General features: G+C 65.2%; 29 protein-coding genes and 8 pseudogenes. 18 read left to right on the top strand and 19 right to left on the bottom strand.

Annotated features, from left to right (window positions below):
• Positions 1-57 precede the first annotated feature (57 nt).
• Entirely contained in the window at positions 58-417 is a 360-nt protein-coding gene (locus tag AAFL97_RS00005) for a hypothetical protein (RefSeq protein ID WP_341643190.1), read from the bottom strand.
• Positions 418-457: 40 nt separating this feature from the next.
• Here AAFL97_RS00005 and AAFL97_RS00010 point away from each other — a divergent pair, with 40 nt between their 5' ends.
• From AAFL97_RS00010 to AAFL97_RS00025, 5 genes and pseudogenes are all read left to right on the top strand, one after another.
• Positions 458-1,036 (top strand): hypothetical protein, encoded by a 579-nt coding sequence (locus AAFL97_RS00010; protein ID WP_341643191.1) that lies wholly within the window; start codon positions 458-460, stop codon positions 1,034-1,036.
• Complete coding sequence (locus AAFL97_RS24290) at positions 1,005-1,319, top strand: acetate--CoA ligase family protein (RefSeq protein WP_445954430.1); 315 nt, start codon at positions 1,005-1,007, stop codon at positions 1,317-1,319. The genes AAFL97_RS00010 and AAFL97_RS24290 overlap by 32 nt, the downstream gene beginning before the upstream one ends.
• Positions 1,202-1,446: pseudogene (locus AAFL97_RS00015) on the top strand (acetate--CoA ligase family protein); the annotation flags it as partial. The gene AAFL97_RS24290 and the pseudogene AAFL97_RS00015, both read left to right, overlap by 118 nt.
• 451 nt (positions 1,447-1,897) lie before the next feature.
• Positions 1,898-1,981, top strand: a pseudogene (locus AAFL97_RS00020) (enoyl-CoA hydratase-related protein); the annotation flags it as partial.
• 101 nt (positions 1,982-2,082) lie between these two features.
• Positions 2,083-2,499, top strand: a complete 417-nt coding sequence (locus tag AAFL97_RS00025; protein ID WP_341643252.1) for a hypothetical protein — start codon at positions 2,083-2,085, stop codon at positions 2,497-2,499.
• A 120-nt stretch (positions 2,500-2,619) separates the two neighbouring features.
• Here AAFL97_RS00025 and AAFL97_RS00030 read toward each other — a convergent pair whose 3' ends face one another.
• Positions 2,620-2,805, bottom strand: coding sequence for a hypothetical protein (locus AAFL97_RS00030; RefSeq protein WP_341643193.1), 186 nt, complete (start codon positions 2,803-2,805; stop codon positions 2,620-2,622).
• Positions 2,806-3,130: 325 nt separating this feature from the next.
• Positions 3,131-3,292 (bottom strand): annotated as a pseudogene (locus AAFL97_RS00035) (transporter substrate-binding domain-containing protein); the annotation flags it as partial.
• A 12-nt stretch (positions 3,293-3,304) separates the two neighbouring features.
• Here AAFL97_RS00035 and AAFL97_RS00040 point away from each other — a divergent pair.
• Entirely contained in the window at positions 3,305-3,451 is a 147-nt protein-coding gene (locus tag AAFL97_RS00040; protein WP_341643195.1) for a hypothetical protein, read from the top strand.
• A gap of 343 nt (positions 3,452-3,794) precedes the next feature.
• On the opposite strand, the gene AAFL97_RS00045 is transcribed toward AAFL97_RS00040, so the two are convergent.
• Genes AAFL97_RS00045 through AAFL97_RS00060 form a run of 4 tightly spaced genes read right to left on the bottom strand, consistent with a single transcriptional unit; the run spans position 3,795 to position 6,115 of the window.
• Positions 3,795-4,535, bottom strand: a complete 741-nt coding sequence (locus AAFL97_RS00045; RefSeq protein WP_341643196.1) for a polysaccharide deacetylase family protein — start codon at positions 4,533-4,535, stop codon at positions 3,795-3,797.
• Entirely contained in the window at positions 4,535-5,167 is a 633-nt protein-coding gene (locus AAFL97_RS00050; RefSeq protein ID WP_341643197.1) for an SDR family NAD(P)-dependent oxidoreductase, read from the bottom strand. Before AAFL97_RS00050 ends, AAFL97_RS00045 begins: the two co-directional genes overlap by 1 nt.
• Positions 5,164-5,361 (bottom strand): SDR family NAD(P)-dependent oxidoreductase, encoded by a 198-nt coding sequence (locus tag AAFL97_RS00055; RefSeq protein ID WP_341643198.1) that lies wholly within the window; start codon positions 5,359-5,361, stop codon positions 5,164-5,166. Before AAFL97_RS00055 ends, AAFL97_RS00050 begins: the two co-directional genes overlap by 4 nt.
• A 1-nt stretch (position 5,362) precedes the next feature.
• Positions 5,363-6,115 carry an IclR family transcriptional regulator gene (locus AAFL97_RS00060; RefSeq protein ID WP_341643199.1) on the bottom strand — a complete coding sequence of 251 codons (753 nt, stop codon included), beginning with the start codon at positions 6,113-6,115 and terminating at the stop codon, positions 5,363-5,365.
• A 189-nt stretch (positions 6,116-6,304) separates the two neighbouring features.
• On the opposite strand from AAFL97_RS00060, the pseudogene AAFL97_RS00065 reads away from it, so the two are divergent.
• The 6 genes and pseudogenes from AAFL97_RS00065 (at position 6,305) to AAFL97_RS00090 (ending at position 10,264) form a co-directional block, all read left to right on the top strand.
• Positions 6,305-7,028 (top strand): annotated as a pseudogene (locus AAFL97_RS00065) (SDR family NAD(P)-dependent oxidoreductase).
• The gene (locus tag AAFL97_RS00070; protein ID WP_341643253.1) at positions 7,025-7,249 is read left to right on the top strand and encodes a hypothetical protein; all 225 of its coding nucleotides are present in this window, start codon (positions 7,025-7,027) and stop codon (positions 7,247-7,249) included. The pseudogene AAFL97_RS00065 and the gene AAFL97_RS00070 overlap by 4 nt, the downstream one beginning before the upstream one ends.
• Positions 7,146-7,748: an ABC transporter permease subunit gene (locus AAFL97_RS00075; RefSeq protein ID WP_341643200.1), complete on the top strand. Its 603-nt coding sequence runs from the start codon at positions 7,146-7,148 to the stop codon at positions 7,746-7,748. Before AAFL97_RS00070 ends, AAFL97_RS00075 begins: the two co-directional genes overlap by 104 nt.
• Positions 7,748-8,467 carry an ABC transporter permease gene (locus AAFL97_RS00080; RefSeq protein WP_341643201.1) on the top strand — a complete coding sequence of 240 codons (720 nt, stop codon included), beginning with the start codon at positions 7,748-7,750 and terminating at the stop codon, positions 8,465-8,467. The genes AAFL97_RS00075 and AAFL97_RS00080 overlap by 1 nt, the downstream gene beginning before the upstream one ends.
• On the top strand, positions 8,464-9,492 hold the full coding sequence (locus AAFL97_RS00085) for an ABC transporter ATP-binding protein (protein WP_341643202.1): 1,029 nt from the start codon (positions 8,464-8,466) through the stop codon (positions 9,490-9,492). Before AAFL97_RS00080 ends, AAFL97_RS00085 begins: the two co-directional genes overlap by 4 nt.
• Positions 9,431-10,264 (top strand): M20/M25/M40 family metallo-hydrolase, encoded by an 834-nt coding sequence (locus tag AAFL97_RS00090; RefSeq protein WP_341643203.1) that lies wholly within the window; start codon positions 9,431-9,433, stop codon positions 10,262-10,264. Before AAFL97_RS00085 ends, AAFL97_RS00090 begins: the two co-directional genes overlap by 62 nt.
• A 186-nt stretch (positions 10,265-10,450) precedes the next feature.
• Here the strand turns inward: AAFL97_RS00090 and AAFL97_RS00095 are convergent, their stop codons facing one another.
• The 3 genes from AAFL97_RS00095 to AAFL97_RS00105 are packed head-to-tail and all read right to left on the bottom strand — an operon-like array spanning position 10,451 to position 11,563.
• Positions 10,451-10,651 (bottom strand): hypothetical protein, encoded by a 201-nt coding sequence (locus tag AAFL97_RS00095; protein ID WP_341643204.1) that lies wholly within the window; start codon positions 10,649-10,651, stop codon positions 10,451-10,453.
• Positions 10,648-11,019, bottom strand: a complete 372-nt coding sequence (locus AAFL97_RS00100; RefSeq protein ID WP_341643205.1) for an oxidoreductase — start codon at positions 11,017-11,019, stop codon at positions 10,648-10,650. The genes AAFL97_RS00095 and AAFL97_RS00100 overlap by 4 nt, the downstream gene beginning before the upstream one ends.
• On the bottom strand, positions 10,946-11,563 hold the full coding sequence (locus tag AAFL97_RS00105) for an oxidoreductase (protein WP_341643206.1): 618 nt from the start codon (positions 11,561-11,563) through the stop codon (positions 10,946-10,948). Before AAFL97_RS00105 ends, AAFL97_RS00100 begins: the two co-directional genes overlap by 74 nt.
• Before the next feature lie 276 nt (positions 11,564-11,839).
• Between AAFL97_RS00105 and AAFL97_RS00110 the strand changes: the two genes are divergently transcribed.
• The 4 genes and pseudogenes from AAFL97_RS00110 to AAFL97_RS00125 all read left to right on the top strand — a co-directional run bounded on the left by AAFL97_RS00110 (position 11,840) and on the right by AAFL97_RS00125 (position 17,794).
• Positions 11,840-12,412 (top strand): hydantoinase/oxoprolinase N-terminal domain-containing protein, encoded by a 573-nt coding sequence (locus AAFL97_RS00110; protein ID WP_341643207.1) that lies wholly within the window; start codon positions 11,840-11,842, stop codon positions 12,410-12,412.
• A 76-nt stretch (positions 12,413-12,488) separates the two neighbouring features.
• A pseudogene (locus AAFL97_RS00115) lies at positions 12,489-15,642 on the top strand (hydantoinase B/oxoprolinase family protein).
• 151 nt (positions 15,643-15,793) lie between these two features.
• Positions 15,794-16,597 carry an NAD-dependent epimerase/dehydratase family protein gene (locus AAFL97_RS00120; RefSeq protein ID WP_341643208.1) on the top strand — a complete coding sequence of 268 codons (804 nt, stop codon included), beginning with the start codon at positions 15,794-15,796 and terminating at the stop codon, positions 16,595-16,597.
• Between the two features lie 198 nt (positions 16,598-16,795).
• Entirely contained in the window at positions 16,796-17,794 is a 999-nt protein-coding gene (locus tag AAFL97_RS00125) for an NAD(P)/FAD-dependent oxidoreductase (RefSeq protein WP_341643209.1), read from the top strand.
• An 87-nt stretch (positions 17,795-17,881) separates the two neighbouring features.
• On the opposite strand, the gene AAFL97_RS00130 is transcribed toward AAFL97_RS00125, so the two are convergent.
• Positions 17,882-18,454, bottom strand: a complete 573-nt coding sequence (locus AAFL97_RS00130; protein ID WP_341643210.1) for a FadR/GntR family transcriptional regulator — start codon at positions 18,452-18,454, stop codon at positions 17,882-17,884.
• Positions 18,451-18,612, bottom strand: a complete 162-nt coding sequence (locus AAFL97_RS00135; protein WP_341643211.1) for a GntR family transcriptional regulator — start codon at positions 18,610-18,612, stop codon at positions 18,451-18,453. The genes AAFL97_RS00130 and AAFL97_RS00135 overlap by 4 nt, the downstream gene beginning before the upstream one ends.
• Positions 18,613-18,902: 290 nt before the next feature.
• On the opposite strand from AAFL97_RS00135, the gene AAFL97_RS00140 reads away from it, so the two are divergent.
• Together AAFL97_RS00140 and AAFL97_RS00145 are read left to right on the top strand one after the other, a co-directional pair.
• The gene (locus AAFL97_RS00140; protein WP_341643212.1) at positions 18,903-19,652 is read left to right on the top strand and encodes an SDR family NAD(P)-dependent oxidoreductase; all 750 of its coding nucleotides are present in this window, start codon (positions 18,903-18,905) and stop codon (positions 19,650-19,652) included.
• Positions 19,645-20,384, top strand: a pseudogene (locus AAFL97_RS00145) (SDR family oxidoreductase). The gene AAFL97_RS00140 and the pseudogene AAFL97_RS00145 overlap by 8 nt, the downstream one beginning before the upstream one ends.
• 199 nt (positions 20,385-20,583) lie before the next feature.
• On the opposite strand, the pseudogene AAFL97_RS24295 reads toward AAFL97_RS00145, so the two are convergent.
• The 7 genes and pseudogenes from AAFL97_RS24295 to AAFL97_RS00175 all read right to left on the bottom strand — a co-directional run.
• A pseudogene (locus AAFL97_RS24295) lies at positions 20,584-20,763 on the bottom strand (aspartate racemase/maleate isomerase family protein); the annotation flags it as partial.
• Between the two features lie 666 nt (positions 20,764-21,429).
• Positions 21,430-22,041 carry a ribonuclease activity regulator RraA gene (locus tag AAFL97_RS00150; RefSeq protein ID WP_341643213.1) on the bottom strand — a complete coding sequence of 204 codons (612 nt, stop codon included), beginning with the start codon at positions 22,039-22,041 and terminating at the stop codon, positions 21,430-21,432.
• Between the two features lie 103 nt (positions 22,042-22,144).
• A complete protein-coding gene (locus AAFL97_RS00155) occupies positions 22,145-22,930 on the bottom strand; it encodes an SDR family oxidoreductase (protein ID WP_341643214.1) in 786 nt (261 codons plus the stop codon).
• A 10-nt stretch (positions 22,931-22,940) separates the two neighbouring features.
• Positions 22,941-23,354, bottom strand: coding sequence for an amidase family protein (locus tag AAFL97_RS00160; protein ID WP_341643215.1), 414 nt, complete (start codon positions 23,352-23,354; stop codon positions 22,941-22,943).
• 145 nt (positions 23,355-23,499) lie between these two features.
• Positions 23,500-24,081 (bottom strand): annotated as a pseudogene (locus AAFL97_RS24300) (amidase family protein); the annotation flags it as partial.
• Between the two features lie 213 nt (positions 24,082-24,294).
• Positions 24,295-24,753, bottom strand: coding sequence for a RidA family protein (locus AAFL97_RS00170; protein WP_341643217.1), 459 nt, complete (start codon positions 24,751-24,753; stop codon positions 24,295-24,297).
• Complete coding sequence (locus tag AAFL97_RS00175; protein WP_341643218.1) at positions 24,750-25,883, bottom strand: M20 family metallopeptidase; 1,134 nt, start codon at positions 25,881-25,883, stop codon at positions 24,750-24,752. Before AAFL97_RS00175 ends, AAFL97_RS00170 begins: the two co-directional genes overlap by 4 nt.
• Positions 25,884-25,948: the final 65 nt, after the last annotated feature.

Consider the following 25,948-nt stretch of genomic DNA (forward strand, 5'->3'; position numbering starts at 1 on the left):
TGTACTTCGTTCAGTTTCAGATTTGGGTGTTTAACCTTCGGATTCTATCGTGTTTCCCTAGTTTTCGCATTTATCGTGAAACGCTTTCGCGTTTTTCGTGCGCCGCTTCACCCCGGCGCGGCCCTGCGACGGGCGGCCGCCCGCAGACGTGCCGATCGTCGTCCTGGCGCCGGGGCGCACGCCGGAGGCGGCGGAGGCGATTGCCACCCATGCGGGCCGCATGGCGGGAGGCAAGGCGCGGCTCGGGCCTTCTTCCGCCGGCACCGGGTGGTCGACTGCCTCTCGCTCGACCAGTTCTGGTGCACGCTGCACCTGTTTTCCACCGGCGTGCGGTTCGGCGGCGGCGATCTCGCTATCGTGATGACGATTCCGGCGCGCAGCGCCCTCGCAGCCATCGATGCCGCCAGCCGCCTGCATTTGCCGCTTGTCCGGTTTTCGGCCGCGACCCCTGCAGGCCTTGGGTGCGATCCTCGCGCCCGAACTGGGCCCGGCCAATCCCCTCGATATCTGGGCGGGGGAAAAGGACGTCGCCGGCCATGTGGCGACCTGCCTTTCGACCGTTCTCGCGGATGAAGGCACGGGCATCGGCGCGGTCGTCACGGAGTTCGGCGTTCCCGAGGCCGACACCTTCTCGACGCGGATCGCCGAAGGGCTGGCGCGGCTTGCCGGCGGACCGAAGCCGGTCCTGGCCATCGGCTTTTTCGACCCGTCACTTCGCCCCGATCGCATCATGGACCTGGAGCGATCGGGCGTGCCCGTCCTCGACGGGCTCGATACGTCTTTCGAGGCCCTGGCCCAGCTTCGTCGCTACGAGACGAGCACGGTATATACCGTAGCAAGGGGCTTTTCCGCGCAGGAACGGCAACGGGTCGAGGCGGCGCTGGAACATTCGCGCCGGACGACGAGGCTTCCGCGCTCGACCTCGTCGAGGCGGCCGGCATCCCGGCGATCGCCCGCGCCGTGGCCGGGCGAACCTCGACGAGGCGCTCGCGGCGGCAGCGGCCATCGGCTATCCCGTCGTCGTCAAGACGGCTGAGGCCATAGCCCACAAGACGGAGGCCGGCGGGGTCCTGCTCGATATCCGCGAGCCGAAGGCGCTGGAAGCGGCCTATGCCGACCTTGCCGCTTGCGCATCGGCCCTAAGGTGCTCGTCGCTGCGATGGTCAAGGGGGCGATGGAACTGGCGCTGGGCGCCGTCATCGATCCGGTCGCAGGCCCGATGGTCATGGTCGCGGCCGGCGGCATCATGGCCGAGCGCCTGGCGGACCGGCAATTCGCGCTCGCCCCCGTCGGCGAGGACGAGGCGCTCGACATGCTGAAGGAACTCAGGATCAGCCCGACGCTCGATCCCTGCCGCGGCCGGCCGGGCATGGACCGCACGCCGTCGCGCGCGCCGTCTGCTCTCTTTCCCGGCTGATCGGCGCCTTCCCGGACAGGATTTCCGCCATCGATATCAATCCCGTCATCGTCACCGCCGAGGGTATCGTCGCGGTCGACGCGCTTATCCTCGCCCGGCGCGGCATGATGCCGGACCGTTTCCTTCAGCAAACCGGGGGTCTTGCCATGGACACCCCCTCATCCTCACGCAACGGATCGAGCAACGTCCTGGGAATCACGCTCAACTCGGCCGCCCGTCAATGCGATCAACCAGGAAATGAGCCGCGCCATCCACGCGGCGCTGGGCAACTTCAGGACGACTCGGGCCTGAGCGTCAGCATCATCATCGGCTCGGGCGAGCGTGTCTTCTCCGCCGGATGGGACCTCAAGGACGTGGCGGCGTCCGGCTTCGATCCCATGCGCGACGCCGACAACGACAGTGAGCACGGCCCCAGCGGATTTGCCGGGATCACGGGAATATCACGACCTGCTCAAGCCGGTCGTAGCGGCGGTCAACGGCGTGGCCGTCGGCGGCGGCTTCGAGATGGCGCTCGCCTGCGATCTCATCGTCGCCGCCGACCATGCCTATTTCGAGCTGCCGGAGATGCAGCGCGGCTTCCTTGCCGATAGCGTGCGCGATCCAGCGCCTGCCGAAACCGTGCCCCTACAATGTCGCGAAGGACCTGCTGCTGACCGGCCGGCGGGATGCCGGCCGGCAAGCCGGGACTGGGGCCTGGTCTACTCAGTGCATCCGCCGCCGATCTCCGGCAGGCGGCCATCGACCTCGCGACCCGTATCGGACAGGGCGCGCCCCTCGCCTTACGGGCGATGAAGGAAGTCATGCCGCATATCGAGACGATGCCGACCGCCGCTGCACTCGCGCTGACCAAGCCGGGCCGGGTGGCCTGCCCATGTACGAACGCATGGCCCATTCCGAGGATTTCCTCGAGGGCCCGAGGCCTTCGTCGAGAAACGGCCGCCGGTCGGAAGGATCAGCATCAGTTGCAGCAGCTCGACGCAAGCGGACGCCGCGATACACCGGTGGTGGGACGCTTGTCGAACACTTCCGGCTGCGTCAGGCGGGACAAGCCGCTCTGCATGCCGGGCAGCAATCGTGAGTGAGTGAGCGAACCGGCTGGCTGACAATGGCGGCCTGCACACAGCGGGTTGAAGCCTGAAAAACCAAGCCCGCACATGGGCGGGGGTTGGTGGATAGCGCAGAGGTTGTCGAGAGGCTTGCCATCAACCCTTGGGGCTGAGGTCACTGAACCATTTCGTCGACAGCTCGGCGAGCGTGCCGTCCGCGGCCATTTCGCTGATCGCACCCGAGTTCAGGATGGCCTGAAGCTCCGGTTCTTCCTTGCGGTTGCCAGGCAGAACATTGGTGGCCTGAATGCCGCCGACGAGGAGCAGGCCGCTGGTCGTCAACGTGCCCTTGCTAGCTTCGGCGATCGCGAGGCGAGGACGACATTGTCGAACTGGCCATCAAGACGACCGCCTTCGATGTCGAGCTGGACCTGCTCGGAGGACTTGTAGGTCTTGACCTCGACGGCGTCGCCGAAGTTCTGCTCGACGAACTTCAGCGGCTGGTGGAGAGCGAGGCGCCGAGCGTCATACCCTTCAGCACCTCCTTGATTTCCGCGATGGCCTTCGACCTTCCTCGGTATCGGTATTCAGGTGCTCGCCAGTGTGCGGCAGCTTTGTCCAGCCATCGGCGGCAGCCAGGAACGTGTTGGGCGTGATGACGTAGGGATCAAGGAAAAGTCGATGACTTTGCGGCGCTCTTCGTTCGGGCCATCGTCAGAACGACGTCGAACTTGCCGGAAAGAAGCGAGGGGATCTGGCTGTCCCAGTCCTGCGCAACGATGGTGCATTCGAGCTGCGCGCGCTTGCAGACAGCCTCGTTGATCACGTCGAGATCGAGCCCTTGAAGCTCGCCATTGGCCGTTGTGGAATTGAAGGGGCGGAAACGCCTTCGACGCCCACGGTGACTTTCTTCCAGTCCTTGGCAAGTGCGTTGCTGCCGAGAAGCATCGAGAACGCGCAGGCGCCGTTGCTGCCGCGGATTTTTTGAGCATGGTTTCCCCTCGGGTATCGGGGTCGGGTCGTGGATGTCGGCGTCGTGAGACCCCGAGAATAATCCGGCCCGGCGCCAGACTGGGAATTAGTTTGAACCCGCGCACCGCTGCTGAAAAGAGAAATGGCGTTCATATATGTGAATCTGGTTCAGGAAAGTGATAGGCGTTTCGATCCGAAACGAAAGCGCCCGCCGCATCGGAATGCGCCGGGTCTGAGCGTTCGGAAAGGAGCCGCCACCCTCAGGGGCAGGCCCGATTTTACATGGGTCACGACATCCGCATGCGTGGCGAACCAGACGCCCTGTCTCGTCCGGATATGTCCGATCAGTTCCTTCAGGATCAAAGCCGGCTGCGGTGCCCGATGATGTCAGGATGCATCGTCAGCTGGAAAAGGCCGCCTTCTTCATAGGCCGCGTCGAATTCCTGCATGAAGATCTTGAGGATGTCGTGCGGCGCGATCTGGGGACGGAGGCTGCCCCAGCGATCCATGATCAGATAGGCGGCATCGTCGCGAATCCATTCGACCGGCAGTTCGATGACACCCGAAGGCGTACCGTCCAGCAGAAGCTCGTAGCAGTCCACGTCGGCCATCAGGGAGGAATCGTAGAGCAGGCCCATCTCGGCGGTGATCTTCAGCGTGTTCTCGCTGAAGTCCCACGAAGGCGTGCGGATGCCGACCGGACGGACGCCGGTGATCCGCTCCAGCGTATCGGCGGCGCGGTATTGCAGGTCCTGTTCCGTCATCTCGTCCAGCAGCGTGTTGCGCTCGTGGATCCAGCCGTGCAGGCCGATTTCGTGACCCTCGGCGATGAGCGCGCGCTGTTCGTCCGGATAGTGCAGGGCGGTGACGGCCGGCACGAAGAAGGTCGCCGGAATGGCCTTGTCGGCCAGCAGCTTGCGGATGCGTGGAACGCCCTGGCGGGGGCCGAAATGGCCTTGCGAAAGCCCGGATATGGACTTGCCGCCGTCGCGCAGTTCGAACGTGTCGTGGTCGGAATCGAAGGAGAGCGCGACCGCACATTTCGCACTGTCCGGCCAGACGGCGGGCTTCAGGCTGCGCCCCGCGCGGGCGCGGTTCATCAGGCCTTGCAGGCGCTCTTCGGGCCAGGTCCAGGTCGGAAGGACGGTATTTGCAGCGCTCGTGATACGGGGCCTCCGCTGACCGAAAGGGTCTGGCCGGTGATCCAGCTCGCAAAGGGCGAGGCGAGGAAGAGCACGGCATTCGAGATATCGTCCGGCTGGCCGATGCGGCGCAGCGGGATCTGGTCGAGCATGGCCTGCTGGCCTTCCTCGCCGTAGGAGGCCCACTGGCGTTCGTAGTCCGGGCTCGTGCGCAGGAAACCGGGAGCCACGGCATTGACGTTGATGCCGAACGGGCCGAGCTCATGGGCGAGCTGGCGGGCAAGGCTGATGAGGGCGGCTTTCGCGCTCGCATAGGCCTGAATGCCCGTCAGGCTGACCCCGAGGCCGGCGCCGCTGGAAATGAACACCATCTTGCCGGCGTTGCGCGCCTTCATGGCGGGAACGACGGCGCGTGCGACCAGAAAGGCGCCGCGCACGTTGACGTCATAGATGCTGTCCCAGTCGGCCGCCGGAACGGTTTCGACCGGCTGGCGCTTCTGTCCCAGCACCCCGCCGGCGACATGGATGAAGACGTCGAATTCGCCGCCCTGCTCCGCGATCAGTTTGGCAATTCCGTCTTCATCGGTCACGTCCAGCCGAGCGGTGTCGATCGAGCCGCCACGTTTGGCAATCGCGCTCTTCCGGAGGGGACAAGCTCGGCCAGATTGACGTCCGTTGCCAGAACGGCCGCGCCATCGGCGGCAAAGGCCTCGCAGATGGCCCGTCCGATACCGCGGGCTGCGCCCGTGACAAGCACACGCTTTCCTTCGAATTGAATATCCATGTCACTGATTTTCCGTGTTGGGGCCTTTGTAGCCGAGCCGGGAGCTGAGTTCGTCCGCGTTGCGGATGACGGCCGCGATCATCCTGTCGCGGCTTGCATCGAAGCGGGCCGTGACGGTCGCGATATTGAGGGCCGCGATGACCTCGCCCGTTGCGTCGCGCACCGGTGCGGCAACGCCGGATCCGCCGGCGACGGCCTCTTGGTCGCTGATCGCATAGCCGTTCTGGCGTGCCGTCTCGATGATCCGGCGGATCTGCACGCGGTCGATCACCGTATGTTCGGTGATCTGGACGATGCGCTCGCGGGCGAGATAGGCCGCCGTCTTTTCCGGCTTCCAGTAGCCCAGCATTACGCGCCCCATGGCGGTGCAGAAGGAGGCGTCCGATCCGGTCAGATCGGAATCGAAACGCACCAGCTGGTGGCTGACGCTCTTGGCGAGAAGCTTGATGCGGCCGTCCCGGCGGCGGGCGCCAAGAAAAACGGTTTCGCCCTCGGCGTCACGCAGCGCATCCATGATCGGCTGAGCGGTTGCGATCAGCTGCGCGTCGCGCCCGCTCGACCAGCCGGGCCCGTTCCGGAAGGCCTCATGGATGCGGTAGGCTTCGGATTCGTCGCGCGTGACATAGGCGCGGGAGACAAGCGTGGCGAGCAGATTGAACGTGCTGCTCTTGGGATAGGCCAGCTCCGAAACGATCATTTTCAGGGTGAGCGGCTTCTGCGCGCGGGCGAGAAGTTCGGAGCACCTCCAGAACACGAACGGCGGATTTTTACTTCCGAGTCACTGCTTATGTTCATATATGTGAACCAAATTCTCATTGAAGAATATGGCCGCAGCCATACCATGTTCCTGAAATTTTGAAAAGGAGCAGTTTGAGACATGAGTGCACAAGAGAAGGTCGCAATCGTTACCGGCGGTGCGCGCGGAATCGGCAAGGCATGTGCCATGGATCTGGCGCGGGCGGGCTACGCACTCGTTCTGGTCGACCTGCTGGAAAAGGAGCTTGTCGAAACGGCCGCTTTGGTCTCCGCCGAAGGCCGCGAGGTGTTGACTTCGTCGCCGACGTTTCCAGCCATCAGCGTGCTGGCGAGGTTGTCGCGCAGACGATCGGGACGTTCGGCCGGATCGACTTTCTCCTCAACAATGCCGGCAGCTCGGCGCCTGTCGGCATCCTGGAAATCTCCGAGGACGAGTTCGACCGCGCGATCGCGATCAACCTGAAGAGCTGCTTCAACTACATCCAGCATACCGCGCGCACATGCTGAAACAGGGCGGCGGGCGCATCGTCTCCATGTCGTCGCTGAATGCGCTTTCGGGTGGCGTGACGGCGGCAGTCAGCCGCTTCGCCTATGCCGCCGCCAAGGCCGGCATTCTCGGCATGACGCGCGCGCTCGCCAAGGAGCTTGGCCCGGTGATCGCGATCAACGCTATATGCCCGGGTGTGATCCGCACCGAGATCGACACGAACGTGACCGACCGTGCCGAGGAGGTGATCAAGGGCATCGCGCTCGGCCGGCCTTGGCTGTGCCGACGACGTTGCACGGCTGGTGACGTTCCTCGCCACCTCGGAGCCGTGCTTCATGACCGGCCAGACTCTGACGGTCGACGGCTTCCAGTTCAACGTCTGAGCCGCCTTCGAAGCGGCTTTAGAAGGGCAGGGCAAAGATGACGGAGATATTGCAACTGGTCGGTTTCGGTCCCGAGGGCTGGGGGCTTGCCATGCTGACTGCCGCTCTCATGACCGTTGCCGTGGCGGCGTGCGGCTTCCTGATCGGCGGCGTCATCGGTGCTTTCATCGCCCTGGGGCAAGCTGGCCGGCAGCTCGCCGGTCCGCTTCTCCCGCGGATGCCTATACGACTGTCCTGCGCGGTATTCCGGATCTGCTCGTGATCTATCTTTTCTACTTTGGTGGCAGCATGGCGGTGACGGGGCTCTTCAATCTCTGGGGCGAGGCCGGATTCGTCGGCATACCGCCTTTGCCGCCGGCGCAACGGCCATCGGCGTCGTTTCCGGCGCGTATCAGGCCGAGGTGTTCCGCGGCGCGTTCCGCGTGCTGGCCAAGGGCGAGATCGAGGCCGGCAAGGCGGCAGGCATGAGCCAGTTCCTGCTGTTTCGCCGCATCATCGCGCCGCAGGTGCTTCGCCATGCGCTGCCGGGCATCGGCAATGTCTGGCAGATGGCCCTGAAGGAATCGGCGCTGATTTCCGTCACGGGCCTCGTCGAACTGCTGCGCCAGTCGCGCAGATCGCCGCGGGATCGACCTGCAAGCCGTTCGAGTTCTATCTCATCGCCGGAGCGATTTTCCTTGTCATTACATGGCTCTCGCAGCGGGTATTCTCGTGGCTTGAAAAACGCGCGCGCCGCAGCATGGCCGGAGGGGCTCGCCTGATGGATCCGCGTTTCGTCTATGACAGCTTTGTCCAGCTTCTTGCCGGTGTGCCTCTGACGTTGGAACTGACGGCCTTTGCCTTTATCCTCGGCCTGCTTCTGGCGGTGCTGATCGCGCTGATGCAGGTTTCGGGTCTCAGGATCCTGCGCATTCCGGCAGGCGCCTATGTCTTCGTCATTCGCGGCACGCCGCTCCTGGTCCAGATTTTCCTGATCTATTACGGTCTTGGCCAGTTCCGGCCGACCCTGCAGAGCCTCGGGCTCTGGCAATTCTTCCGGGAAGCCTACTGGTGCGGCATTCTCGCGCTGTCGTTGAACAGCGCTGCCTATGGCAGCGAAGTGCTGCGCGGCGCCCTCCAGTCGGTCTCCAAGCACGAGATCGAGGCGGGCCGTGCCTGCGGCATGTCGGGCTTGGTGCTCTACCGGCGGATCATCCTGCCGCTCGCGCTGCGTCAGGCACTGCCGGCCTATGGCAATGAGTTGATCTTGATGGTCAAGGCGACATCGCTTGTTTCGATCATTACCATGATGGAGGTCACCGGCATCGCGGCGCGGCTGATTTCCGAGACGTACCGGCCGGTGGAGGTCTTCATCGCCGCCGGCACGATCTATCTCATCATCAATTTCCTCCTGACGCGGGCCATCTCGATGCTGGACTGGTGGCTGACGCCCCATCTGCGCGGCATTCCGACGTCCGGTAAAGCGGAGCAAGCCAAATGACCGATGGGGCGACCATGCAACCCGTTATCTCCCTGCGCAACCTGCGCAAAAGCTTCGGGGCACTCGAAGTCCTCAAGGGCATCTCGCTCGATGCGTACAGGGGCGATGTCATCGCGATCCTCGGCTCATCCGGCTCCGGCAAGAGCACGATGCTGCGCTGTATCAACATGCTGGAAATCCCGACGGCCGGCGAAGTCGTGGTGACCGGGGAGACCGTGAGGCTCAGGAAGCGGGGGATGGTCTCGCCATTGCCGACCGCCGGCAGATCGACGGTATCCGCGCGCGGCTGCCATGGTCTTCCAGAGTTTCAATCTCTGGTCCACATGACGATCCTCGAAAATCTCATCGAGGCGCCGATCCACGTCCAGCGCCGGCCGCGGGCGGAATGCGTCGCCGAAGCAATGGCGCTCCTCGAGAAGGTCGGCATTGCCGACAAGCGTGATGCCTATCCGGCCCATCTTTCCGGCGGCCAGCAGCAGCGCGCGGCGATTGCGAGAGCGCTCGCCATGCATCCGGAGGTCATGCTTTTCGACGAGCCGACGTCCGCGCTCGATCCCGAGCGCGTGGGTGAGGTTCTGGCCGTGATGCGTTCCCTTGCCGGTGAAGGACGGACGATGCTGCTGGTCACGCACGAAATCGCGTTCGCCCGGGACGTGGCGACCCGTGTCCTCTTCCTGCACGAGGGCGTCATCGAGGAGGACGGTCCCGCGGACGAGGTCTTCCGCAATCCGAAATCGGAACGGTTTCGCAAGTTCATTCCAACACGCAACATGGCTGAAGGCACGTTGATGAGCACACGGGACGCCGAGATCCTGCAATGGATATTCGCGCAGCAGGACAATATGGTATCCCTGTTGTCGGCCCTCGTGAATGTCGATTCCGGATCCTATGACAAGGAAGGCGTCGATGCCGTCGGGGGCGCTTTTGTCGCGCTTCTTCGCCGAGCACGCTCTTCAGACCGCGGTGCGTCCGGTCGCAGATTTCGGCGATACGCTCCTCGTCGGCACAGCGGCGGTCCGGCGTGACAGCGGCCAGCACAACATCCTGCTGATGGGCCATCGCGATACCGTTTTCGGCAAGGGGGAGGCCGCCCGCCGGCCATTCCATATCGCAGGTGACCGCGCCTATGGTCCAGGCATCGCCGACATGAAGGCGGGACTGGTCATGAATGCCTTCGTCCTCGCCGCGTTTCAGAAATTCGCGCCCGATATACCGGTCGTCGCGATGATGACGGGAGACGAGGAGATCGGCTCCCAGGCATCGCTTTCGCATATCGATGAGGAGGCCCGCTATGCCCGTGCCGTGTTCAATGCCGAGCCGGCGCGCCCGACGGGCAATTTCGTCAGCGGCCGCAAGGGCGGCTTTACCTATCGTTTCGAGATCGGCGGCAAGGCAGCACACGCCGGCGTCAACTTCGCGGAGGGCGCCAGCGCGATCGGCGAGCTTGCGCACAAGATTACGGCGCTTCATGCCCTGACCGATGTTCAGCAGGGTATCACGCTGAATGTAGGGCGGGTGAGTGGCGGCTCCTCCACCAACACCGTGGCGGCGAAGGCCTCCGGCGAGGATGGATGTTCGCTTCGTCGATGGCGAGCAGCGCGGCCGCTTGATTGCCGATATCGAGGCGATCTTTGCCCGTTCGACCGTTCCGGGCACGAAAACCATGTTCGAGCGCCAGAGCGAATCCCTGCCGCTGGCCCCGACGCCGGACAATGTTGCGCTTTCCACCATCTATCGCGAAGCCGCGGCTCTCTCGGCTTCGGAAATATCCGGCGAGTTCACCGGCGGATGCGCTGATTCCGGGATCGCCTCCAGCGCCGGGGCGCCGACAGTCTGCGCGACGGGACCGGTGGGCGGAAAAGCCCATACCGAGGACGAATACATCCTTGTCGAGACGCTTTCGCAGCGCGCTGCCATCGTTGCAGCAACGATCGTCCGGCTGCTTGACTGATGGAGGCGCCTGTTGCCGGGCGCCTCGTTTATTTAGGCCTTGCGGCGTTGCAGGCCGCTCCATTCCCCCGGCGCGGCCCATGCATAGGGCGCGGGGTAGGGCAGCGTGACGCCAAGATCGAAGGCGGCATGCCAGCCCCAGCGGGGGTCGTCGAGAAACGCGCGACCGATCGCGACTTGATCGGCCTGACCGCTCGTGATGATGTCGTTTGCCTGCTGCGATCCGGTGATCATGCCGACGGCACGCGTCGTGATGCCGCTCGCGCGGCACGGCTTCGGCGAGCGACCGGATGCTCGTCCTCGGCATTGGCGACCGTCGGGTTGCTGACGGGAATGCCGCTCGAGGTGACGCAGGCATAATCGATGCCGATGGCCTTGAGGCGTGTTGCGAGCATTGTTGCATTCGTGATCGTCAGGCCGTCCTCCGCCCAGTCGCTGCCAGTGATGCGCGCACCTACCGCGATGTCGCCCGCCGCATCGCGGACGGTCTGGGCGATGCGCAGCGGATAGGCCATGCGCCGTTCTGCGTCACCGCCCCAGGCGTCCTGGCGCTGGTTGGAAAGCGGCGAATGGAACTGGTGCAGCAGATAGCCAGTGGGCAATATGGATCTCGATGACCTTGATGCCGAGCCGGGCGGCGCGGACGGCGGCATTGCGGAAGTCGTCGGCGATCTGATCGAGGTCCTCCTCGATTGCGGCCTGCGGAAGGGCCCAGCCCTGTCGGTGGGCGATTTCCGGCGGCGCTAGGGTCTGCCAGGCATCGCTGCCGGAAAGGCTCCCGCCGGGCGTTTCCCAGGGGCGGTGGGCCGAGCCCTTGCGGCCGGCATGCGACAGTTGGATGCCGAATTGGGTGCCCCCAAGTGCAACCCGGCGGGCCTGATCGAGGACTGCGCCCAAGGCGTCCTCGCTTGCGTCCGAATAAAGTCCAAGGCAACCATGCGTGATCCGCCCCCGGCGTGAAACGGCCGTCGCCTCGATCATGACCAGTCCGGCGCCCGACATGGCGAGCGACATAAGATGCTGCGTGTGCCAGGCCGAGGCGCAGCCGTCATTCGCCATATACTGGCACATGGGCGCAACGGCGATGCGGTTCGGCAAGGATATCGGACCGAGGTGGAGGGGCGTGAAAAGCGGAGCTACGGGCATTAAGGTTCACTTGCATTGGGCGGCCGGTCTATGGCGCAGGACGGATCGGAAGCGTGACCAAAGACGATCCGTACCCGCTTTGGCAACCAGAAACCCGTTCACATCCGGAAACGGAACATCGTGCTGCCGCCACGATGGCCTGCATGTCGGAGTGGCATAGTTTGCCAGCGCGATGCCGACCGCATTAAGCTCGTCATGAACGGGGCAGGCGTCACTGAATTGGTTTTGACACATGTATGATAACAGATGTATCCTAGAATTGACTGCAGGCGTTGAGTGTCTTTTTTACTCGCCGTGCGAATGAAGGTGTGGGGAACGAAGACAGTGAGCAGCACAACGCGCAACTGCCGGGTGGGCGTCGATATCGGCGGCACCTTTACCGATATCGCCCTCGACCTCGACGGTATGCTCCATTCCACAAAGGTTTTGACGGACTACACCGCGCCGGAACGGGCGATCCTCAAGGGCGTGAAGGCGGCCGCCGAAATGGCGGACGTGGCCCTTTGCGAGATCGACCTTCTGATCCACGGCACGACGCTCGCCACCAACGCGCTGATCGAGCGGCGCGGCGCCAGGACCGCCTTCGTCACCACCGAAGGCTTTCGCGATGTGCTGGAGATGCGCACGGAAAACCGCTTCGAGCAATACGATCTCGACATCGTGCTGCCGCCGGCCCTCATCGCCCGCGCCGACCGCTTCACGGTGCGCGAGCGTATGAACGCGGCCGGCAAGGTGCTGCTGCCGCTGGACGAGGTCTCGGTTTCCGCCGTGGTGGAGGCGATTGCAGCGGGCGGCTACGAAGAGCGTGGCCATCGGCTTCATCCATGCCTATGCCAACGGCGCGCATGAGACGGTGGTACGCGACGCGATCCTCGCGCGCCTGCCGCATGTCTCCGTCTCGATCTCGTCGGAAGTCTCGCCGCAGATGCGCGAGTTCGAGCGCTTCAACACCGTCTGCGCCAACGCCTATGTCAAGCCGGCGATCAAGTCCTATCTCGACCGGCTGGTCGTCTCGCTGAAGGAGATCGGCGTTTCCTGCCCGGTCTTCATGATTCATTCCGGCGGCGGCATCGTCTCGGTGGAAAGCGCGTCCGAATTCCCGGTCCGCCTCGTGGAATCCGGCCCGGCGGGCGGGGCGATCTTCGCCGCCGACATCGCCCGCCGCCACGGGCTCGATACGGTCCTCTCCTTCGACATGGGCGGCACGACGGCGAAGATCTGCCTGATCGAGAACCAGGTGCCGAAGACGGCGAAGACCTTCGAGGTCGCGCGCACCTATCGCTTCCGTAAGGGCTCCGGCATGCCGATCTCCATTCCTGTCGTCGAGATGGTCGAGATCGGTGCCGGCGGCGGTTCCATCGCCGGGGTCGACGGCATGCGCCAGATTCGCGTCGGCCCGCATTCGGCGGCTTCCGAGCCGGGCCCGGCCTGCTACCAGCGCGGCGGCAAGAACCCGACCGTCACCGACGCCGACCTGATCCTCGGCAAGCTCGATCCGGACAATTTCGCCGGCGGTGCGATCCCGCTCTCCGTCGAGGCGAGCCGGCAGGCGATGCGCGACGACATCGGCGCCGTCATCGGCCTCGACGCCGATGCGGCCGCCTACGGCACCTGCGAGATGGTGGACGAGAACATGGCCAATGCCGGCCGCGTCCACACCGTCGAGAACGGCAAGAACATCGCCGATTTCACCATGATCACCTTCGGCGGCGCGGGCCCGCTGCATGCCGCGCGACTCTGCGAGAAGATGGGCATCTCCACCTTCCTCGTGCCGCCCGGTGCCGGCGTCGGCTCGGCCATCGGGTTCCTCCGCGCGCCCTTTGGCTACGAGTCGGTGCGCAGCGCCGTCTTTAGCCTCGCCGGTTTTGATGTCGCGGAAGCGAACCGGCTGGCCGAATCCATGGAGGCGGAAGCGCTCGGCTTCGTCGAGGGCGGGCTCGACACCGGCGCGCCGGTGATCGAGCGCACGCTGTTCATGCGTTATGCGGGGCAGGGCTGGGATATTCCCGTGCCGCTTTCGGAAAGCCGCTTCGATGCGGCGAGCGAGAAAAGGATCGCCGCGCTGTTCGAGACGGAATACGAGCGCTTCTTCGGCCGCGCCATCGAGGGGCTGGACATCGAGATCGTGAGTTGGTCGGTCAAGGCCTCCTCGCCGCTGCCGCCGGTGGAGCCCGTCTCCGCCGTCGCCGAGGGGAGCGCGGTGGCGCCGGCAAAGACCCGCCGGCTGTTCGAGGCCGCGCAGGGGGCCTTCCTCGACGCCGGCATCCATGAGCGCGACAGCCTCAGGCCCGGTGACGTCGTCAAGGGCCCCGCCGTCATCGTCGAGCGCGAGACCTCGGCCGTGCTCACCGCCTTCCTTCAAGGCCGTCGTCCAGAACGACGGCTGCCTCCTCGTCACCCGGAGCTGATCGCCATGAGCCAGTCCTCCATGAACCAATCGATGATCGATATCCATATGCAGGTGATGTGGAACCGCCTGATCTCCGTGGTGGAGGAACAGGCGCAGACGCTGATCCGCACCGCCTTCTCCACCTCGGTCCGCGAGGCGGGCGACCTTTCCGCCGGCGTCTTCGACCTCGAGGGCCGGATGCTGGCGCAGGCCGTGACCGGCACGCCCGGCCACGTCAACGCCATGGCCGAGTCGGTCGCGCACTTCATCCGCGACATCGGCCCGGAGAACATCTTCGAGGGTGACGTCTACATCACCAACGACCCGTGGAAGGGCACCGGCCACCTGCACGACATCACCGTCGTCACGCCGTCCTTCCACCATGGCAAACTGGTCGGCTATTTCGCCTCGACCGCCCATGTGGTGGACGTCGGCGGGCGCGGCTTCGGGCCGGATGCGCGCGAGGTCTATGAAGAGGGCCTGTTCATCTCGATCATGAAGTTCTTCGAGCGCGGAGAGCTGAACCGGACGCTGATCCATATCGTGCGCAACAACGTGCGCGAGAACGACAAGGTGGTGGGCGACTTCCACGCGCTCGCGGCCTGCAACGAGACCGGCCACCGCCGCCTCATCGACATGCTGACGGAGTTCAACCTCGAAGACCTGTCGATGATCGGCGGCTTCATCCTCAAGCACAGCCGCGAGGCGACGCTGGAGCGACTGAAGAACCTGCCGCATGGAAGCTGGTCCTACAGCCTCGATCTCGACGGCTACGACGAGCCGGTGCATCTCGCCGCGAAACTTTCCATCGGCCCGGAGGGTGTGCTGGTCGATTTCGACGGCACCTCGGCCATGAGCAAGTTCGGTATCAACGTGCCGCTGGTCTATGCCAAGGCCTATGCCTGCTACGGCATCAAATGCGTGGTGGCCCCGGAAATCCCGAACAACTTCGCCTCGCTCGCCCCCTTCGAGGTGACGGCGCCGGAAGGCTGCATCCTCAACGCCAAACGCCCCGCTCCGGTCTCCGTACGCCACGTGCTCGGCCATTTCGTGCCGGACCTCGTGCTCGGTGCCCTGCACCAGGCGCTACCCGGCAAGGTGCCGGCGGAAGGGGCGAGCGCGCTTTGGAACCTGCACATGAGCGTGCGCCCCGTCTCCGACCAGATCGGCGGCAAGGGCGCGGAAATCCTGATGTTCAACTCCGGCGGCTCGCGCGCGCGCCTCGCTCGACGGCCTCAATGCGACGGCCTTCCCGAGCGGCGTGCACACGATGCCGATCGAGGCGACGGAGAATGTCGGCCCGGTCGTCATCTGGCGCAAGGAGCTGCGCGAGGGGTCCGGCGGCGCGGGCGCGCAGCGCGGCGGGCTTGGCCAGATGATCGAGATCGAGGCGGCCGAGGGTTTTTCCTTCCGCTTCTCCGCCATGTTCGACCGGCTGAACCACCCCGCGCGCGGCCGCGACGGCGGCGCTGACGGGGCGGCCGGCAGCGTCGCGCTGGACGACGGCACGGTGCTGAAGGGCAAGGGCCTGCAATTCGTGCCGGAAGGCCGCCGGCTCGTGCTGTCGCTGCCGGGCGGCGGCGGCTACGGCGATCCGGGCCAGCGCCCGGCCGAGGCCGTCGAGCACGACCTGAAGCACGGCTATATCACCGAGGCGCAAGCCGCCTTCTACCGCAAGGCAAAGCCATAACCCCGATCCGCTTCGAGAAGACCCGCGCCGCCTCCATGAAATCCTCGCCCTCCATGGCCAACAGGGCGATGCCCATACAGGGTGACACCGGGATTTACGAACATATCGTCGCCGACGCGCTGTCAAAGCTGCATTGAAAGGAGCCCTGCCCATGTCCCATTTCCAGAAGAGTCTGCTCACGGGGGCGGCCGGCGGCGTCGGCTCCGAGCTTCGCCTGTCCGGCACGCGGCTTGCGAAGACCGTGCGCCTCTCCGACGCAAGCCCTGCGACAACCTCGCCCCGCGAGGAGGATTTCCCCCTCGACCTCGCCGATTTCGACGCGGTCTCCAGGGCCATCGACGGCTGCGACGCCATCGTCCATATGGGCGGGCAGGCGGTCGAGGCGGCGTGGCAGACTATCCTCGACAGCAATATCTCCGGCGGCTACCACATCTACGAGGCCGCCCGCCGCCATGGCGTCAAGCGCATCGTCTATGCCAGCTCCGTCCATGCCATCGGCTACTACGAGCGCAACGAGACCATCGACGGCACCGTGCCGACACGGCCGGACAGCCTCTACGGCGTCTCGAAGACCTTCGTGGAGAACCTCGCCCGCTATTATTTCGACAAGTTCGGCATCGAGACGGTGTCGATCCGCATCGGCTCCTGCTTCCCGGAACCGACCGACCGCCGCCACCTGATCACCTGGCTCTCCTATCGCGACTGCCGGCAGTTGGTGGAAAAGTGCCTCTCGGCCGAGCGCACCGGCTTCATGGTCGCCTACGGCATGTCGGACAATTCCCGCGCTTTCTGGGACAACCGCGCCGCCGCCTCGCTCGGCTACAAGCCGGAGGACAGCGCCAACTGCCTATGCGGGAAAAGGTCTTCGCGAAGACGAAGCAGGGCGATCCGAACGATCCCGCCGTGCGCTTCCAGGGCGGCATCTTCTGCCAACGGCCATTTCGAGGACACGTGATGCCGGCGTCGAAGACCTCCTATGACGTGGTGATCGTCGGCGGGGGCAGTGGTCGGCTCCTCGGCGGCCTATTTCCTCGCCATCAATCCGGATTTCACCGGCTCCGTGCTGGTGATCGAGAAGGACTGGACCTAACAGCGTTCCGCCACCGCGCTCTCCTCCAGCTCGATCCGCCACCAGTTCTCCAATGCGATCAACGTGAAGGTCTCGCAGTTCGGCACGGGAGTTCATCCGTACTTTCCCGTGGAGAACGTCGCCGTCGACGACGACACGCCGGAGATCGGCTTCCACGAGAACAGCTATCTCTTCCTTGCCGGGGACGAGCGCGGCGCGGCCGTGCTGCGCCGCAACCACGAGACGCGGGTCGCCTGCGGCGCGGCCGTGACCCTGCTCGATCCGGACGGACTTGCAAGGCGCTTCCCCTGGCTGAACACGGAGGGCCTGACGCTCGGCAGCACCGGTGAGGCGGGCGGGGGCTGGTTCGACAGCGTCGGCCTGCTGCAGGGTTTCCGCAAGAAGGCCCGCTCGCTCGGGGTCGAGTATATCGAGGACGAGGTGGTGGCGGTGAACCGCGAGGGCGACCGCATCGTCTCCGTCACGACCAAGGGCGGGCAGGAGATCGTCTGCGGCACGCTGGTCAACACCTCCGGCACCAACGGCAAGAAGGTCGCCCGCATGGCCGGCCTCGACATTCCCGTCGAGCCGCGCCGCCGCTCGCTCTTCGTCGTGGATTGCCGCACGCCGCTGGAAGGCAAGGTGGGGTTGACCATCGACCCGACCGGCGTGTTCTTCCGCCCGGAAGGCAGATTCTACCTGATGGGCACCTATCCCAAGCACGATCCGGAAGTGGACCCGAACGACTTCGACGTGATGCACGACGAGTTCGAGGACGAGATCTGGCCGACGCTGGCGAGCCGCGTGCCGGCCTTCGAGGCGATCAAGGTGGTCAATAGCTGGGCCGGTCACTACGACTATTGCACGCTCGACCACAACGTGATCCTCGGCCCACATACCGAGGTGCGGAATTTCCTCTTTGCCAACGGCTTTTCCGGCCACGGCCTGCAGCAGTCGCCCGCCATGGGGCGCGGGCTTTCGGAACTGATCGCATACGGCGGCTTCCGTACGCTCGACCTTTCGCCCTTCGGCTACGAGCGCGTGGTCGAAAACCGCCCTTTCCTCGAAGACGCCGTCATCTGAACACAGGACAGGAACCGTCGCTTTTGCCAGTACCCTGTCGTTTCTGATCCTATGCTTCTGTGTCTGCGAGTAAGCGATATGACTGGGTCAGTCGTCCGCTTCGTTTCCACCGGCTCGTCCAGCAAGGCACGGTAGCGGTTTGGGCTTTCGTTCAGATTGCGCCACCAAGGCCTGGCGGGCCGCTTTCGAGTCACCTTGGGTGATGGCCGCCAGGATGGCGGCATGCTCCTTGTTGATCTTCTTCAGGTAGGCATTGTAGGAGCGGCCGGATTGACGGTGCTTCAGGACGAGGTCGAAATTGATCTCGCCCATCACAGCTTCGAGGAAGCGGGGGAAATGCGGGTTGCGGGTAGCCTTCGCGATGGCGAGGTGAAACTCGAAATCCGCCCGCGCCTCGACTTCGGCATCGTTCTTGTCGAGGTTCTCGATATGGTCGAAAGCGCGCGCAATCTCGGCGAGGGCTTCCGGCGTCCTACGCTGGGCGGCGAGGGCTGCCGACTGCATCTCGACGCCGAGGCGCAGTTCAAGAATTTGCATGGCCGACCGGATGTCGTCGATGCGATTGATCTCGAAATGCAGCGACTTGGCATCCTTTTCCGTAACATAGGCGCCAGCGCCCTGTCGCGTGATGACGCGACCGGCGACTTTCAGCGAGGTCAACGCCTCGCGGATGACGTGCGCGAAACCCCGAACTCCTCGCACAACTGAGCGCTTGACGGAATCTTTTCTCCAGGGGGATAAAGGCCGCTGTCGATCCGCTCACTCAGTTTGGCGACGACGATTTCGGCGAGATTGCCGCGCTGCGTAATGACAGACATGTATTCGCGCTCGTGGTTTTATTCACATTTATCACATATCATACATGGTGTTTGTGCTTAAGGGAAGCATTGCCTACTCCCTGAGACAACTAAGAACTACTTGGATTCGGTGTAGCCGTGATTTTAAGCTGAGAATGTACGATTAGGCTGCCGCGATGGCGGTCTCTGTGGGAAACACGGGACAAAATGCCGGTTGCCGGCTCAGGAAATGGCTTGCACCCATCAGATATGGCATATAAGTGATAACATATAATATGGTGATGCAACTCGAATTTCGCGGACCCTGAAACTTGAATAACCAGACTGTTGTCATCGTCGGCGGCGCTTCGGGCCTCGGCCTCGTGACCGCCAAGCTGATGGTTGCGCGAGGTGCGATGAAGGTCGGCCTCATCGACCGCAATGAAACCCTGCTCGCCTCGTCCGCAGCGGACCTCGAAGCGCTGGGCGCCGAAGTGGCGACCGCCGTCGCGGATATTTCCCGCGCCGAAACGGCCCACGGGGGCTTCGAGGCGGTCGCCGCCCGGCTCGGCCGTATCCATGCGGTCGTCAACAGCGCGGCGATCTATCCGCGCAAACCCATCCTGGAAATTTCCGACGAGGACTGGGATCTGGAAAATGCCATCAACATCGAGGGCACCTATCAGCTGATGGTGGCGGCAGTGCGCCATATGCGTCAGTTCGTAAATGTGCCGGAAGTGACCGGCCGCATCGTCAACGTCACCTCCGTCGATGCCTTCAAGGCGCATCCGCAGAACGCTCATTACGCCGCCACCAAGGCCGCCGTTGTCAGCCTGACAAAATCATTCGCGCAGGAATGCGCCAAGGACCAGATCCTGGTGAATTCCGTCGCACCGGCCGGCTTTGCGACGGACCGAGCCCGGGAACTTGGCTTCCTGCCGGAACTGGCGAAGGCGAGCGCCCTTGGCCGTGCAGCAGAGCCTGTCGAAATGGCCGAGTGGATCGTCATGATGGCATCGAGCCGGAACACCTATGCGACAGGCGAGAATGTCGTCGTCAGCGGGGGCTATATCTATGTCTGATGCCTACCGCACGGCCGTCGTCACGGGGGCGACAAGCGGCATCGGCAAGGCGATCGTGCCGGCACTGCGGGCGCGCGGCCTTGCTGTTTACGCCATCGGCCGCAACGGGATGCAGCTTGCCGATCTCGCGAAAGCGACTGGTGCGATCCCGTTCAGGCGGACGTGCGCGATACGGCGCGCATTGTCGAGGCGCTTGCCGGCGTGGAGGTCGACGTGCTCGTCAACAATGCCGGTATCCTGTCCACCCGCGCGACCTTCCAAGACATCGATCCGACCGAGATCGACGCGATGATCGACGTCAACCTCAAAGCGCCGATGCATCTGACGCGCGCTGTGCTGCCCGGCATGGTGGCGCGCAAGCGCGGCCATCTTATCTATATCGGCTCCAGCAGTGGACAGGCGCCCTATCCGAGCATGGGTGTTTATGGCGCGTCGAAGGCCGGCCTCAGCCTGTTTTGCGACAATCTTCGTTGCGACCTGCTCGGCACCTCCGTGCGCGTCAGCGAGATCGTCCCCGGCCGCGTCCAGACGGAACTCTACCGCACCTCGATTGCGGACAACCAGGCAAAGGCCGTACTCTATGACGGTTACCGGCCGATCCAGCCGGACCACATTGCCCGCATCGTCGACGATGTGATCGCGCTGCCCGTCTATGTGGATGTCGCCCGTATCGAGGTCTTTCCGACCGATCAGGCGACCGGCGGTGGAACGATGGTGAAGTTCGAGGAATAGCAGCGTAGTGATCCGCTCAACTCTGTACGGTCGTCCCGGTGACAGCCGTGGTCCGTGAGAAAGTGGGCCTTGCCGACATCGTTCATTACGCCCTTGCGCGACACTTGCGGGCAGGCTCCAAAGCCACGTACCGACAGTCGGAAGTGGCTTTAGGCCCTTGACAGGCGACAGCGGGCAGCAGCTGACAAGGCCGGCGATGTCACCAATTCTCGCGCATCAGCCTGCCGAAGCCGGAGATGGGTTCTTTCCAGCCCGCGAGCGTCATGGCGTGCCAGAATGCGGCCTGGTTGGAGGTGACGCAGGCGAGGCCTGTCGTGGCCTCGATCTCGTCGATCGTGTCGAGGGCCTTCGTGGCGGTGCAGGAGATGAAGATTGCCTCCGCGTCTCCGTGGTCGGTGCTCGGGCAAGATCGCTATAGGCGCTTTTCGGCACGGAACCTATGTCCATGTCGGTGTCGAGGCCGAAGCAGGAGACCGGTCCCGGCTCGATTCCGCCGTTTTCCAGCATGCGCAGAACGTTCGCCGTGTTCGCTATCGTATAGGGCGTGATGACGGACACCTTCCGCACGCCCAGCGCCTTGAAAGCGGCGATCGTTCCGCTGCCGGGATTGGTGACGTGGACGCCCGGGCGGACGCTGCGCACGAGATCGGCCACCCGGTCCTCGCCGATGAAGGAGGTCGCGCTGGTGCAGCCGAAGACGACGGGATCGAGGCGGAGGAGCAGGCAGGCAACGCTCGGCGGTGCCCGGAATGCGATCGGCCATGTCGAGGAAGGTGCGTTTCGAGTTCGGCTGTTCGAGGAAAATGCGGGAGGTGACGAGCGCGACGATCGTCCGGCACCATGCGGGCGAAATCGCGGTCGACGGCGAGGTCGTCGCAAAGCGCGATCAGCCCGATCGGACCTTTTCGCCGTAATTGTCCTCCATTCTGCCGCCCGGCACCGGCACCTGCCGGATTTCAGGCGATGCGATCTGCATCGGCATTTTGTCCTCCTTGTCCTTATCATCGTTTTTGGGGCGTGGGTCGCCCCTGATCCCGCCCGCTTCTCAGCCGTTGCCGGCTTTGAAGGCGTCGTAGCGGGCGCGCGTTTCCGCGTTCATGGGGTAGAGACCGGGAAGCGCCACGCCACGACCGACCTCGTCCATGATCCAGGCCTCCATGCGCTCCTGTTCGACGGCTTCGTCGACGACGGCCTCCAGCATCGCCGCGGGGATGACGACGGCGCCGTCGTCGTCGGCGACGATCGTATCGTTCGGGAAGACGGCAACGCCGCCGCAGCCGACCGGCTCCTGCCAGTTGACGAAGGTCAGGCCGGCGACCGACGGCGGGGCGGCGACGCCCTGGCACCAGACGGGAAGGCCGGTGGAAAGGACGCCGGCAAGGTCGCGCATCACGCCGTCGGTGACGAGGCCCGCCACGCCGCGCCGGGCCATGCGCGCGGTGAGGATGTCGCCGAAGATGCCGGCATCCGTGATCCCCATGGCGTCGACGACGGCGATGCATCCATCCGGCATGGCTTCGATGGCTCCGCGCGTCGAGGTCGGCGAGGACCAGCTCGCCGGCGTCGCGAGGTCTTCGCGTGCGGGCACGAAGCGCAGCGTGAAGGCGGGGCCGACCTTGCGGCCCTGGCCCTTCGTCAGCGGCGCCGTTCCGCTCATCCAGACGTTCAGGTCCTTTCTTGAGGAGGACGGTGGTCAGCGTTGCGGTGGAGACGCCCTCGAGGGCGGTGCGAATGTCTTCCGTCAGTTCCATGATGATCCCTCAGATGCTGGCGATGAGGCCGCCGTCGACACGGATGACGGAGCCGGTGATGTAGGAGGCGCGCCGCGACGCGAGGAAGGCGACGGTGGCCGCGTATTCGCTCGGATCGCCGTAGCGGCCGACCGGGATCGTGCCGCTGCTCTCGGCGCTGACATCGGCGACGCTGCGGCCCTCCCGCCTGGCCTTCTGCTCGTCGAGGAACAGGATCCGGCCCGTCGCGATGCGGCCCGGCAAGATGATGTTCGCGGTGATGCCGTCCCGGCCGACTTCCCGCGCCAGTGTCTTCGACCAGCCGACGAGCGCCAGCCGCAAGGCATTTGAGATGCCGAGATTGGGGATCGGCGCGACGACGCCGGACGAGGTCGAGGTGATGATGCGCCCCAACCTGCTGCCCGCATGTCGGGGGAGCGCCGAATCCGTGACCGCGATCACGGACCGCACCATCTGGTCGAAATGCCTGGACCAGGCTTCCGGAGACTGGCCGGCCGCCGGCGTCGGCGGCGGGCCGCCGGTATTGTTGACAAGAACGGAGATCGGGCCGAACGCCGCCTTGACGGTGGCGATGCGTTCCTCGAGGACCGTGAGGTCGCCTATGTCCCAGATGAGCGCCCGTCCCGTGCCGCCTGCGTCGCGGATCGCGGCGGCCGTCGCCTCTGCGGCGTCGGCGTCAATATCGGCGGCGACGACCTTCGCGCCTTCCGCCGCCAGTTCGCGTGCGATCGCCCCGCCCAGTCCACCGCCGGCGCCGAACACCAGCGCGCTTTTGTCCTTCAGTCCCAATTCCATGCTTTTTCCTTCAAGAGTCGTGCAGGCAGGATTCGACGGCTTGCGCCGCTGCCAGCAGGTTTAGGTCTTCGCCCCGCCGGCCGATCATCATCAGCCCGACCGGCGGCGCGCCCGGCGCCTGCACGGGCAGGGACACCGCCGGCAGGTCGAGGATGCTGGCGATCAACGTGTTGCGCAGCGCCGCGGCGTTGAGCGCGAAGAAGCGTTCGTCGTCGTCGAGTTCGGCCAGTCGCGGCGGCAGGATGGCGACGGTCGGCATGACGAGGGCGTCGAAGGAAGCCATCGCCCGGTCGACCTCGGCGCGCAGAGACGCGATCCGCCGCTGCGCCGCGACATAGTCGGTGGCAAGGATCGTCCCGCCCCGCCGCCATGCGAGCGAGGACGCGCGGATCGTAGTCGGCCTGCCTGTCGAAGAGGGCGCCATGGGCGACCAGGCCCTCGACCGCCGTGACCTGCCCGGCGCGCAGAGCCGTGGCGGGGGCGTCCCAGTCGAAGCCGGCGCAGCTTTCGAGAAGCGCGCCGTCGCGGGCAAGCGCCGTCAAAGCCGCCTCGACGGCCGTGGCGACCTCCGTCGCGAGCCCGGCAAAGGGCATGCCGTCCGCACGGCCGAGGCGCAGCGACGAGACAGCCGGGACCGGTTCGTCGTTCGCCGCTCCCGTCAGGACGGCGTCGAGAAGGCGGCAGTCCTCGACCGTCGGGGCGATAATGCCGGGCGTGTCGAAGCTGTCGGCGAGCGGGAAGGCGCCCGCAGCCGGCATGCGCCCCTGCGACGGGCGCCATCCGGCAATGCCGCAGAAGGCCGCCGGAATGCGGGTCGAACCGCCGGTATCGCTGCCGAGCGCGGCATAGGCGAAGCCATCGGCGACGGCGACGGCGCCGCCCGAGGTCGAGCCGCCCGGAGAGCGGCCACGCCCCCCGTCGGCGTCGCGGTCCCACGGGCTGCGCGGCTGCGGATAATGCGGATTGGTGCCTAGCGCCGAATAGGCGAACTCGTTCATATGGCTCCGGCCCATGATCACCGCACCGGCCGCCTTGAGGCGCGAGACGGCCTCGGCGTCCTTTGCGGCCGGCGGGGCGTCGGCCAGCACGCGCGAGCCGACCGTCGTGACGTCGCCGGCAATGTCGAACAGGTCCTTGATCGCGACCGGCAGTCCGGCGAGCGACCCGGCCCGCCCGTCGCGCCGGCTCGATCGGCGGCGAGCGCCTGGGCGCGGGCGCCGGCCGCGGCGACGGAAAGGAAGGCGCGGCGTCCCTCGCCGTCCGGCGAAGCGATGCGCGCGAGAACGGCCTCCACCAGGGCCTCGGCGGTAAGCGAGCCGCTTTGCATCGCCGCGAGCGCTGCGGTGGCCGTTGCCGGAAGTCTGTCAGTCGACATGAAAGATCGCCTCCACCTCGACGGTCACCTGGTGCGGCAGCGATCCCATCCCGACCGCGCTGCGAGCGTGGCGGCCCTTCTCGCCGAAGACCTCGACGAAGAGATCGGAGGCGCCGTTGATCACCTTCGGGTGATCCTTGAAACCGGGATCGGCATTGACCATGCCGAACACCTTCAACACGGTGAGCCGGGAGAGATCGCCGACGGACGCCCTGGCGGCCGCGATGAGCTGCAGCGCGCAGAGCCTTGCATGCCGGTAGCCCTCGTCGAGCGTGACGTCGACGCCGAGTTTGCCGACCGCCAGCTCACCGTCCGCACGGTGCGGGGTCTGGCCGGAAAGGAACAGGAATTGCCCCGCGGGTTTCGCCGGCACATAGGTGTCGGTCGGAGCGGCCAAGTCCGGCAGGACGAGCCCGAGGGCGGTGAGCCGTTCTTCGGGCGTCCTCATGCGAGATACCTTTCCGCGATCGTGCGATAGACGCGGACGGAGGCTTCGAGCTTGTCGATCTCGCAATATTCGTCCGGCCGGCCGCTATGCCCCACTTCGCCCGGTCCGATGATGACCATGGGAAGGTTCAGGACGGGTGCGACGACGGCGCAATCGGAGTAGTAGGGCACGCCCTCGGGGCCGCCCGGATAGCCGGTCTCGTCCTTCAAGGCCGCAAGGCAGAGCTGAACGAAGGGATGATCGTCGGGCGTGTCGACCGGCGGCTTACTGTCGAGGAGCTCGAGCGCGATGTCCGGCCCGGCGACGGTCCGGAAGGCGGCGAGAACGGCCTCTGCCTCCAGGCCGGGGACGAGGCGGACATCGATGTCGCAGACGGCGCGCGGCGGGGTCAGCGGGGTGGCCAGTCCGCCGGAAATGACGCCGGGATTGATCGTCGGCGGTCTCAGGTGGCGATGGTGCGGTGCCTTCAGGTCGAGGTCGTGGACGCGGTCGATGAAGCGGGCGAGGCGGACGATGGCATTGCCCCGGTCGCCGGTCTCGCCGTCGCGAAAGGCGGAGTGGCCGGTGTCGCCGCTTGCGGTCGCCCGGATCCAGGCGGTCCCCTTCTCCGTCACGAAAAGGCGCATGGACGAGGGTTCGGAATTCAGGAGGGCCCCGACGCCGTCGAAGTGGCCGCCCTCGACCAGCGCCTTGGCGCCGAGCAGGCTGGAATTCTCCGCCGCGGTGAAATGCAGCACGAGATCGCCAAGAAGAGGCATGCCGGCGCGCTTGATCTCGATTGCCGCCATCGCCATGGCGGCCATGCCGCCCTTCATGTCGGTCGCGCCGCGTCCGTAAACGCGCCCGTCCTCGATCTCCCCGGAAAAGGCGTTGCGCGTCCAGGTCACGGGATCGACGCCGATCGTGTCGAAATGCGCGGACATGGAGAGGGCGGGCCGTTCGCCGCTGCCTTTGACGCGGGCAATCAGGTTGGTGCGGCCCGGCGCGATCTCCTGGAAGCGGCACGCGATGCCCTCGGCCTCAAGCATCTCGGCGACGATTTTCGCCGCGGTTTCCTCGTTGCCCGGCGGATCGATCGTGTCGATCGCCAAGAGCGCCCGTGTCAGATTGAGGACCTCGCTGTGGTTCATGCTTGCTTGCCTTTCCGTTCGGGCGTGGCCCGACGCGTGTTAGAAATGGGTGCAGGAGGATGTGG

Source organism: Thauera sp. SDU_THAU2, assembly GCF_038260575.1.
Classification (GTDB): Bacteria; Pseudomonadota; Gammaproteobacteria; order Burkholderiales; family Rhodocyclaceae; genus Thauera.

Bases quoted from the DNA above. Each gene is read 5' to 3' on its own strand.
- AAFL97_RS00095 (WP_341643204.1), bottom strand. From the start codon at position 10,651: ATGATCACCGGATCGCAGCAGGCAAACGACATCATCACGAGCGGTCAG.
- AAFL97_RS00055 (WP_341643198.1), bottom strand. From the start codon at position 5,361: ATGGATATTCAATTCGAAGGAAAGCGTGTGCTTGTCACGGGCGCAGCC.
- AAFL97_RS00160 (WP_341643215.1), bottom strand. From the start codon at position 23,354: ATGGCGCCCTCTTCGACAGGCAGGCCGACTACGATCCGCGCGTCCTCG.
- AAFL97_RS00135 (WP_341643211.1), bottom strand. From the start codon at position 18,612: ATGTCTGTCATTACGCAGCGCGGCAATCTCGCCGAAATCGTCGTCGCC.
- AAFL97_RS00085 (WP_341643202.1), top strand. From the start codon at position 8,464: ATGACCGATGGGGCGACCATGCAACCCGTTATCTCCCTGCGCAACCTG.
- AAFL97_RS00005 (WP_341643190.1), bottom strand. From the start codon at position 417: ATGCAGGCGGCTGGCGGCATCGATGGCTGCGAGGGCGCTGCGCGCCGG.
- AAFL97_RS00120 (WP_341643208.1), top strand. From the start codon at position 15,794: ATGTCCCATTTCCAGAAGAGTCTGCTCACGGGGGCGGCCGGCGGCGTC.
- AAFL97_RS00105 (WP_341643206.1), bottom strand. From the start codon at position 11,563: ATGCCCGTAGCTCCGCTTTTCACGCCCCTCCACCTCGGTCCGATATCC.
- AAFL97_RS00025 (WP_341643252.1), top strand. From the start codon at position 2,083: ATGCCGGCCGGCAAGCCGGGACTGGGGCCTGGTCTACTCAGTGCATCC.
- AAFL97_RS00155 (WP_341643214.1), bottom strand. From the start codon at position 22,930: ATGGAATTGGGACTGAAGGACAAAAGCGCGCTGGTGTTCGGCGCCGGC.
- AAFL97_RS00045 (WP_341643196.1), bottom strand. From the start codon at position 4,535: ATGAACCGCGCCCGCGCGGGGCGCAGCCTGAAGCCCGCCGTCTGGCCG.
- AAFL97_RS00070 (WP_341643253.1), top strand. From the start codon at position 7,025: ATGACGGAGATATTGCAACTGGTCGGTTTCGGTCCCGAGGGCTGGGGG.
- AAFL97_RS00150 (WP_341643213.1), bottom strand. From the start codon at position 22,041: ATGAGCGGAACGGCGCCGCTGACGAAGGGCCAGGGCCGCAAGGTCGGC.
- AAFL97_RS00170 (WP_341643217.1), bottom strand. From the start codon at position 24,753: ATGAGGACGCCCGAAGAACGGCTCACCGCCCTCGGGCTCGTCCTGCCG.
- AAFL97_RS00080 (WP_341643201.1), top strand. From the start codon at position 7,748: ATGGATCCGCGTTTCGTCTATGACAGCTTTGTCCAGCTTCTTGCCGGT.
- AAFL97_RS00175 (WP_341643218.1), bottom strand. From the start codon at position 25,883: ATGAACCACAGCGAGGTCCTCAATCTGACACGGGCGCTCTTGGCGATC.